Below are 9,025 nucleotides of genomic sequence, written 5' to 3'. Positions count from 1 at the left end.
GCCAGCCCCCGGCGGACCAGCGACATCCTCGCAGCAGCACTGCACCTCACCCATTTCGAATACAAATACCTACCGCAAAGTCGTTGAGATCAGCTCACTGTTCAACGTGTCGTCGGCCGCATATTCGGCACAGTTGACGCAACTGTAGTAGCTGCCGGTGTAGCCGCTGTTGGCCCCGGCGGCGTTCGGCAAGTTGCAGTGGACGCTACTCCCACGGGCGCCGGTATGCAGGTCGAATGCGTTACGGGCGGGGTTGTAGGTGCAATACCACACCTTATTGTCCGTCTGATTCTCTGTGTTCGAGGCGGCGACCACCACACAGTTGGCGCAGGCCGTATAGGTCCCGTTGTAGCCGCTGCCCGCTCCCGCAGATGCGGGAAGGCCACAGTTGCTTGACGCACGTACCTGAACCCCGAGAACTGCAGAAGCGTGGGCGGCACCGGACGCGCCTGTGCCCTGGCCCGCCAGGCGCTCGGTCACCTTCGCCCGCAGGGCCGGCCGCTGGGCGGCCGCGTAGGTGACGTCGGGCGTCCGATGGGCGGCCGATGCCGGAGCCGCGGCGACGAAGACCGCCACCAGTGTTGCGAGCGTGAATAGCGCTTGCCGGATCGCGGTACGAGGCAGGCGTGCACGTTTTTGGATCATGTTTGCTCCCGTCGATCGTCTGCCCGTTGTCTGGACAGGAGCCCTGTCTAGCGCTGCGGTCGCGTTGGCCAACAGGGTGCCGTCCAGTGGCCGAACAATTGCCGAACAATTACATGAGCCGATGCGCCGATGTTGCCGGGAGAATGTGGGGCTCGTCGATGCGATCGCCAGGCCCCTGGCGACAGCCGAACAATCGGCGAACAATTCCGGATGTCGATGCGTCGAGGGTGCGGGGGCCTGGGCATGGGTCGGACGGAGCGTGACCTGGATCCGGATGCGGGTCCGGTGCAGCGGTTCGCGTGGGAGTTGCGGCTGTTGCGGGAGGATGCGGGCCGGCCGGGGTACCGGGAGTTGGCCGGGCGGGTGCATTTTTCGATGTCGACGTTGTCGGAGGCGGCCGCCGGGCGCAGTTTGCCGTCGCTGGCGGTGACACGGGCGTACGTGCAGGGCTGCGGCGGCGACGTCGAGCAGTGGGTTCGTCGCTGGCATGCGGTACGGAGGGAGCTGTCGGCTGAGCCGGACCAGAGGTCTGGCGAGCCGCCGTACCTGGGGTTGGCCACGTTCGGAGCCGCGGACGCCGACCGGTTCTTCGGCCGCAAGCAGCTGACCGATGAACTGCTTACCCGGGTGGCTGATGCCCGGCTGCTGGCCGTGGTCGGCGCCTCGGGAAGCGGGAAGTCGTCCCTGTTGTGTGCCGGGCTCCTGCCCCGGCTGCCAGGCGAGGCGGTGCTGTTCACCCCGGGGCCGCAGCCGTTGTCGCAGCTGTCGGCCGCCCTGCGCCGCTTGGCTGGTTCGACCGGCGACCAGGGGGTTGCCCAACCGGGGGCGGGCACGGAACTGGACGAGGTCCGCGCCGCCGTGCGGGAGGCGCTGGCTGTTCGACCGGAAGCCGCGCGGATCACCTTGATAGTCGACCAGTTCGAGGAAGTGTTCACGCTCTGCCGTGACCCACAGGTGCGAGAGCGTTTCGTCGACTGCCTCCTGACGATCACCGACGGGGACAGCGACGGGCGGGTGCGGGTGATTGTGGGGATCCGCGCGGATTTCTACGCCCATTGTGCTCAGCATGCCGGACTGGTTCCGGTGCTGCGGGAGGCTCAGGTGCTGGTCGGCCCGATGACAGCCGCCGAACTGCGGGAAGCCGTCACCGGCCCGGCGCAGCATGCGGGATGGTGCGTCGAACCGGCGCTGGTCGAGGCGATCGTTGCGGACGCCGCCGGGCAACCGGGCGTCTTGCCGCTGGTCTCGCATGCCCTGCTGGAAACCTGGCGACGCCGGCAGGGCCGCACCCTCACGCTGGCCGGATTCCGCGCTGCGGGCAGTCTGAGTGAGGCGGTCAGCCGCACCGCCGAAGAGGTCTACACCAGCCTTGACTCGCAACGGCAGGACATGGCCCGTGACCTGTTCCTTCGATTGACCGCCCTGGGCGACGGCACGGACGACACCCGCCGGCGGGTCCGCTACAGCGAGTTGCCCGATGATGACGCCTTCCGCGACCTCCTCAACCGTCTCGCCGGCACCCGGCTGATCACCTGCGACGCCGATGACGTGTCCGTGTCGCACGAGGCGCTGATCCGGAGCTGGCCTCGCCTGCGGGACTGGCTGACCACCGACCGGGACCGGTTGCTGGCTTACCGGCGGTTGAGCGAGGCCGCTGCCGAATGGGAACGGCACAGCCGGGACGAGGCAATCCTGTACCGGGGGCGGCGCCTGACCGATTGGGATGAGAAGCCGCTGAGCGCGGGCCGGCTGAATTCGGCAGAGACCGCGTTTCTGAGAGCCAGCCGCGAACTCGAGCAGCGGGAGGCAACCGCACGCCGGCGCCGGGCGCGCACGGCCGTTGCTCTGCTGGCCGGCGTGACGTTGGTGGTGAGCGTGCTCGCCCTGTTCAGCGTTGTGCAGGCCCGCCGCGCGGCCGACGAACGTGACCAGGCGTTGTCCGGCCAGTTGGCCGAAACCGCACGGGAACAGCTGACGCTGCAGCCGGACCTGGCGCTGCTGCTGGCCCGCAAGGCGTTGACGATCCGGCAGACCCCGGCGGCGCAAGCCGTACTGCGTCAAGCCGTCGTCGACGATCGGCTGCGCTCGGTCCTGACCACCGGCCAGCCCCGGGTCTTCGGTGTGGCCTATGCACCCGACGGGCATCTGCTCGCGACCAGCGGTGACACCGGCACCGTACGGATCTGGCAACTCGCGCCGGACGGTACCGTTCAGGGCGGCCCACGAGAGCTTTCCGGACACCGGGGAGAGGTGTGGAGCCCGGCCTTCAGCCCGGACGGTCGCCTGCTGGCCGCCTGCGGCCTCGACGGCACGATCACCGTCTGGCGTCTGGCCGCAAGCGGCCCCCCGTTGGTTCTGCGTGGGCACACCGGCAAGGTGTGGAGAGTCGCGTTCAGCCCGGACGGACGGTCGCTGGCCAGCACGGGCGACGACGGCACCGTGCGGATCTGGAATCCGGCGACCGGCGGACAGATCAGGACCATGGTGCATGCCAGCCGACAGCTCGGCCTGGCCTACAGCCCGGACGGCAAGCACCTGGCAGCCGGCGATGCCGACGGCGTCATCCGGATCTGGGGCACCAGCGGCGCATCCTCGCCGGTGGTACTGCGCGGCCACACCAACACCGTGCAGAACTTGGCCTACACCCCGGACTCCACAGCCCTGGTCAGCGCCAGCACGGACGGCACCGCCCGGGTCTGGCATCCGGGCACAGCCCAGGACACGGTCGTGCTGCGCGGGGACGGGGCGGGCACCATCGAGACCGTTGCGACCAGCCCGGACGGCCTACGGGTGGCGGCCGCCGGCAGCGACGGCACCATCCGGGTCTTTAATCTCGACGGCCCCGACGACCCCCTGATCCTGCCCGGCCACGACGGCACCGTCTGGAGCCTGGCCTTCAGCCGCAACGGCGATCGACTGCTGTCCGGCAGCAGTGATGGCACCGCCCGATTCTGGGACCCCACGTACCCCGGCGCCCCGCGGATCCTGCGTGGGCTCCCGGTCACCCCACTCGACGCGGTGGCCGCCAGCCCCGACGGGCGCCTGCTGGTCACCGGCGGAGACGACGGTACGGTCCGCATCTGGCACCCGGCCGGCCCGGCAGCCCCGAAGATCCTCCACGGCCATCAAGGCCCGGTGCTGGCCGTGACGGTCGACCCCGCGGGCGCCCAGGTCGCCAGCGGCGGCTCCGACGGCGACGTACGGATCTGGGACACCGCCACCGGCCGCAGTCGCGTTCTCGGCGGCCACGGCACGAAAATCTACGGTGTCGCGTTCCTGCCCGAGCACCGGATCGCCGCCGCCGACGGACTGGGACGGGTGTGGGTCTGGGACCTCACCACCGGCGCTGCCACCGTCCTCGCCGGCCACCAAAGCGTCGTCCGGTCGGTCACCGCGTCACCCGACGGTCACCGCCTGGTGAGCACCGGCGCCGACGGCACCATCCGCATCTGGGACCTGTCGACCGGCCGCGCGCAGGTCCTGACCGGGCACCGCAGCGGCCTGGTCTGGCAGGCCGCGTTCAGCCCGGACGGACGCCACCTGGCCAGCAGCGGCGACGACGGCACCATCCGCATCTGGGACCTGGCCGCCACCCCACCGGCCGCCACCGTCCTGCACGGCCATCGCGGCAGCGTCTGGAACATCGCCTACAGCCCCGACGGACAAGAACTGGTCAGCAGCGGCGCCGACGGCGGCCTCCGGATCTGGCAAGCATCCACGGCCACCCTCCTGGCCACCATCCACGGCTACGGAAGCCCCGTCGAGCAGGCCGTCTTCGGACCCGCAACGACCTGGATCGCCACCATCCACGACGACGGCACCCTACGCATAGCCCACTGCGATGCCTGCGCACCATTTACCCAGATTGAGAAGCAGGCCGACCAACTCGCGACCCGCGATCTCACCCCCCAAGAGCGACAACGCTACCTATCCTCCGGTAAGGACAGGTCGGCATCCCGATGAGGTGAACCGTGACCTCGAGTTCTGAGCGGTCATTGCCGCACTCACGCGGTGCAGCGGTAGTGGCGCACGCTATGCCGCGCCACGCGGATCCGGCCGATCGTGCACGGGCGCCTGGCAGTCGTCACGTCGGGTGACTGGCCTCGCGTCGGAGTGCCTCCTCGACTGACGGTGTGCGCGCCGTTGCAGGTTGCGGTCATTGCTGTTGTGGCGGCCGCCGGGACAGGATGCGGTCGAGATCGGCGAGTTGCCGGCGGCCTAGGTCCGCCACGCCAGTACGAATAGTCCTCCGAGCCCCGGCACGCCAGACCGACGCGCCGTTCATCCCGAACGAGTCCCACGCCGTTCCTCTACGGAGGCAGCGCTACCGAACATTGGCAACAGACGTCACGTAACCGCTGGCCTGGATTGGTTACGACGGGTTGCCGGGCGGTCCGTCCGGCGTCGCGTCCAAAGTGGGCAACCTTTGCGCAGGCCCGTGGAATCTTCCCTCCTTGCAGGGCATAGTCCGATACTGATGCCATGCCTCAGCGCGGCAAGGACAGCGGAAGAGAACCCTCCAGCGAGGCGGTACACGCGGCCGAGGCGAAAGCCCTCGGAACGCTGGTTGACACGCTTCCGGCGCAGAAGCGAGGGCTCGTCAAGTTCAAGGACACCGGCCACCTGGTTCACCGCTTCGAGCAGGGCTTCGTCGACGTCCCGGCCGCCAGCGCGCCCCGTGCCTTACGGTACGACCAGATCTCCTGGGTGCGACAGGGATACGTTCGGCAATACGTGAATCACTTCTATAGACAGACGCGGTTCTCGTTCGCGATCTGCTCGATGGACCGTGCGGTCGTTCAGTGGGAAGGAGGTTTCTACGACGCCGACACAGGTCCGGGGGACAGAGGAGACCCGAGACTACCCGCGTTCGGCAGGCAGCTGGCCCAGGTCGTCTCGGAAGCCCGGCTGCCTGCCCATCGCACGGCCCTCGCCGACGGCAAAGACCTTGTCTTCGGCGCTGTCGTCATCAGCAGGCAGGGGGTTCGCGGGAAGGACGGCGTGGTGCCCTGGTCGCAGGTCGACCCGCTGACCGTCGACAACGGCGTGACGGTCGTCAGGCGCACCGGACAGCGCCGTCCGATGATCAGCGTGTACTCCGCCTCGATCCCGAACCTGCCGATGTTCGTCACCCTTTACGAGGAACTGCGCCGGGCGCGGCCGACCTGATCTGCTGGCGAGCCGATTGGCCCGGCTGGTCCATCAGGTTCGGCGCTGGCTGCGCTTCGCCCGCCACGTCGGCGGGGACGAACAAGGACGACCTCGTTGCGTACGACGGGCGCGCGGCATCGGCAACATCTCCGGCGGCGGGCGCAACGACGTCGAGGAACTTCTGGCCGAACCGCGGCGCGCCGATTCTTCACCCAAGCCCTCGAGACCCTGAAGGTGATCCCGATCGAGGTGGTCACCGACGCAGCGCCGGTCTCCTGCAGGTCCTCGATGGGCGGTCGTCGATGGCATTGTCGCGGTGCACAAGCCGGAAGAAGTCGTTGCCGGTGCGGCGGACGGCTTCGATGCACCTCTGCCGGGCCGGCGCGCGCACGGCGTCCTCCTGGCGCTTGAAGCCGCTCGCCGAGCGACATGTCTGTAAAACAGTTTTACATCCGGATTGACGGTTTCATCCGTCTACTCGACGGTAATAGGCCTCCGTCGCACGACAGTCCACGTACTACGGAGGATCGAATGACCGCCATCATCCGACGAACCCTCGCCACGGCGACCGCGGCCGCCGCCGGGGTCACCGCTCTGACCGTCGCGCCGTCAGCCGCGTTCGCCCAGGCCACGCCATGCGTGCAGAACATCGCGGTGATCAACAACGGTGCCTACGCCATGTCGTTCGTGGTCAGCAGCCGTACCGGGATCACCTCGACGCCGACCGACACCTACCTGATCAACAACTTCCGGCTCGTCGATCTGACCGCCACTCCGATCCCCGAGGGCCAGGACGTCCGCCCCGTCGTCACCGCCACCGCCGGGAACACCGAGCCGTCCGCCGACTTCGTGTCGTTCTGCGCCAACGGTCAGACCGCGACCTACTCGGCCACCGGCACCACGCTCGACGTCCGCGTCACCCTGCAGCGCTGATCATGCCCACCCCCAAGGAGAGCTGATGAACAAGATTCGTACGGCCGTGTCCGCCGCCCTCGCCGGCACCGGCGTGTTCGCCCTGACCGTCGCCGGGCCGGCCGCTCCCGCCCTGGCCCAGGTGGATCCCTGCGTGCAGCGGGTCGTGGTTTCCAACAACTCCGCGTTCGTGCTGTCGTACGTGCTCAGCGACCGCACCGGAACCACCACGAATCCCACCGACCGGTACCCGGTGAACCAGTCCCGCGCGACCGACCTGGCCTTCACCGACTACGCCGCCGGCACGGATGTGCGTCCGATCGTGACCCCGCTCGGCGGCGGCAACCCCACCCCCGCCGGACAGTTCGTGTCCTTTTGCGACAACGGCCAGACGGCCACCTACATCGTGACCGGGACCCTGACCAGCTTCCAGGTGACCCTGATCGGAGGCTGACCGCTCGCGACCGCGGGCCCCCCGCGTGCAGGGGGCGCCCGCGGTCACCGGGCGGTCAGGAACGGCCAAAGCATCGGGATTTGTCGTCGAGCGCACGCTGGCCGGCGATCCGACCGCTACCGACGGCGCTCCGTGGACCTGGGCGGCCGTCACGCCACGTACGCCCGGTGGCGCTTGGGCGGCCGCGCGGTCATGGCCGAGTTGAGTGCGCCCGCGCCTACCGTTGCTGCCATGGATCAACACGTCGAGTTTGACTCGGAGCGCGTCCTCGCCGTCATGGCTGCTCAGATAGGACAGCCGTCAGAGGGGCATTCGTTCCGTGTTACGCCGGCCGGAGACGGAGTGTTGTGGTCAGGCGTCTGTGTAGGCGACGCGGGGAGGCCGGAGCCCGGAGGTGCCTACGACCTCGGGGTCGAGCTACTCGAGGCCGCCTACCGTTCCGAGGTCTCCAACTACCTGGACCCGGCCAAGTTCAGCGAACGGCTCACCCAACTGACCCAGCGCCGACTTGATGACGTGCGGGCATTCCCGCGGGACCTCCGCGCCGGCTCCCTGCGTGACCGGGCAGACCGGCGCCTGCCCTGAGTGGTCATTGCCGCGCCCATGCGGTGCCGCGGTAGGCCCCGGCTGGAGCTGGGGGAGCGGGCCAGGCAGTTCCGGTTCCTGATCCGCGACCGCGACACCAAGTACACGACCGTGTTCGACGAGGTGTTCACCGGCGAAGGCATCGAGCTCCTGCGCAGCGAATTCTCGCAGGCAGCCTAGCGAGAACCGCGTTCTCGAGCGGTACAGGTGCGTGCGCCCGGAGAGCCGAGCTGCGTAAAAAGGGGGTTTTCGAGGGGTGATCTTCCACCTACAAAAACGGCGACCTGCGTTTCCGCAGGTCACCGCCTGTTTTTGTCGGGCTGACAGGATTTGAACCTGCGACCCCTTGCTCTAAATCGCGACTTTGCAAGGTTTGGCACTACTTGCCGAAGATGCACTCTGACCAGCGCGAACGCTGCCGATTGACGTCCGGAGCTTGTCATTCGTTGTCATGAGTTCGCGTTGTTTTCGGTGGGTAAAAGGTGGGCGGATCAGAATCGCCAGGCGGCCGAAGGAGGCGCCGAGCGGCCATCGATCGGACACATCTGCGTGCGAGAAAATGATGCGATTGTCCTGCGAGCGGAAATGTGATAGTCGATCGGGACTCGAACCCGGTGGGCCGGAGGCAACACCATGCGAACCGACCGTCGACCATCGCCGGCGACCCGATTTCGCTGAGTCCACGCGCTTCGCGGCGGGAATGAGCCCGTCGTTGACGCGACCCTCCCGAGTCGGGCTTGGCCGGTCACGGCGCACGTGGCGAGCGCGTCGGCCCATCCGCACGTCGGTATGTACGGGAGCCCTCGGTGCACTCGCTGGGCTGAGGAGTCGAGTCATTGGCTGCAGCGAGTGATCCATGCGTCGTGATCTATCGTGCTGGCAATCCACCAGCGATCGAAGGGCCAGCTTTGACTGTCCGCACACGGCTGTACCTCGTCCGCCACGGCGAGCAGGACCCGGCGACCGGCCACAGCCGGAACGGAGGTCTATCGCGGCATGGCCGCGATCAGGCCGACCGGCTTCGCACGGTGCCCTTCTCCGCTGTCCACCACAGCCCGCTGACCCGGGCGGCCCAGACCGCCGACATCGTCGCCGGCCATCTCCCGGACGTCGCACGCAACGAGTGCGACTTCGTGACGGACCGCACCCCGGTGCCCTCCGCGGGGCAGCGTGTACCGTGCCAGAACTCGTCGCACACCTGGTGAGCTGGGATTTTCGGGTTGGCGTTGAGGATCATCGGTATGGCGGTTCGGCTGGTGTACTTGATGATGATCCGGC

At 68.3% G+C, this 9,025-nt stretch carries 8 protein-coding genes; 7 read left to right on the top strand and 1 reads right to left on the bottom strand.

The genetic code is table 11. From position 1 onward, the window contains the following. Positions 1-69: 69 nt before the first annotated feature. Positions 70-645, bottom strand: a complete 576-nt coding sequence (locus tag IH26_RS60965; RefSeq protein WP_157437886.1) for a hypothetical protein — start codon at positions 643-645, stop codon at positions 70-72. A gap of 243 nt (positions 646-888) precedes the next feature. On the opposite strand from IH26_RS60965, the gene IH26_RS0151775 reads away from it, so the two are divergent. From IH26_RS0151775 to IH26_RS59245, 7 genes are all read left to right on the top strand, one after another. After that, positions 889-4,608, top strand: a complete 3,720-nt coding sequence (locus tag IH26_RS0151775) for an nSTAND1 domain-containing NTPase (RefSeq protein ID WP_051810086.1) — start codon at positions 889-891, stop codon at positions 4,606-4,608. A 519-nt stretch (positions 4,609-5,127) separates the two neighbouring features. Further along, positions 5,128-5,814, top strand: a complete 687-nt coding sequence (locus tag IH26_RS0151770) for a DUF6585 family protein (protein ID WP_030443694.1) — start codon at positions 5,128-5,130, stop codon at positions 5,812-5,814. Between the two features lie 513 nt (positions 5,815-6,327). Beyond that, positions 6,328-6,729 (top strand): hypothetical protein, encoded by a 402-nt coding sequence (locus tag IH26_RS0151765; RefSeq protein WP_030443693.1) that lies wholly within the window; start codon positions 6,328-6,330, stop codon positions 6,727-6,729. A gap of 25 nt (positions 6,730-6,754) precedes the next feature. Beyond that, positions 6,755-7,162, top strand: a complete 408-nt coding sequence (locus IH26_RS0151760; protein ID WP_030443692.1) for a hypothetical protein — start codon at positions 6,755-6,757, stop codon at positions 7,160-7,162. A 342-nt stretch (positions 7,163-7,504) separates the two neighbouring features. Continuing rightward, positions 7,505-7,747 carry a hypothetical protein gene (locus IH26_RS0151755; protein ID WP_169789953.1) on the top strand — a complete coding sequence of 81 codons (243 nt, stop codon included), beginning with the start codon at positions 7,505-7,507 and terminating at the stop codon, positions 7,745-7,747. An 18-nt stretch (positions 7,748-7,765) separates the two neighbouring features. Continuing rightward, positions 7,766-7,927, top strand: a complete 162-nt coding sequence (locus IH26_RS62500) for a hypothetical protein (protein ID WP_211268938.1) — start codon at positions 7,766-7,768, stop codon at positions 7,925-7,927. A gap of 683 nt (positions 7,928-8,610) precedes the next feature. After that, complete coding sequence (locus tag IH26_RS59245) at positions 8,611-8,952, top strand: histidine phosphatase family protein (protein ID WP_245666066.1); 342 nt, start codon at positions 8,611-8,613, stop codon at positions 8,950-8,952. Positions 8,953-9,025 lie beyond the last annotated feature (73 nt).

Source organism: Actinoplanes subtropicus, from assembly GCF_000721705.1.
In the GTDB taxonomy this organism is placed as follows: Bacteria; Actinomycetota; Actinomycetes; order Mycobacteriales; family Micromonosporaceae; genus Actinoplanes; species Actinoplanes subtropicus.
Note: the sequence above shows the minus strand (reverse complement) of the source record. Positions and strands in the feature narration are given on the sequence as shown.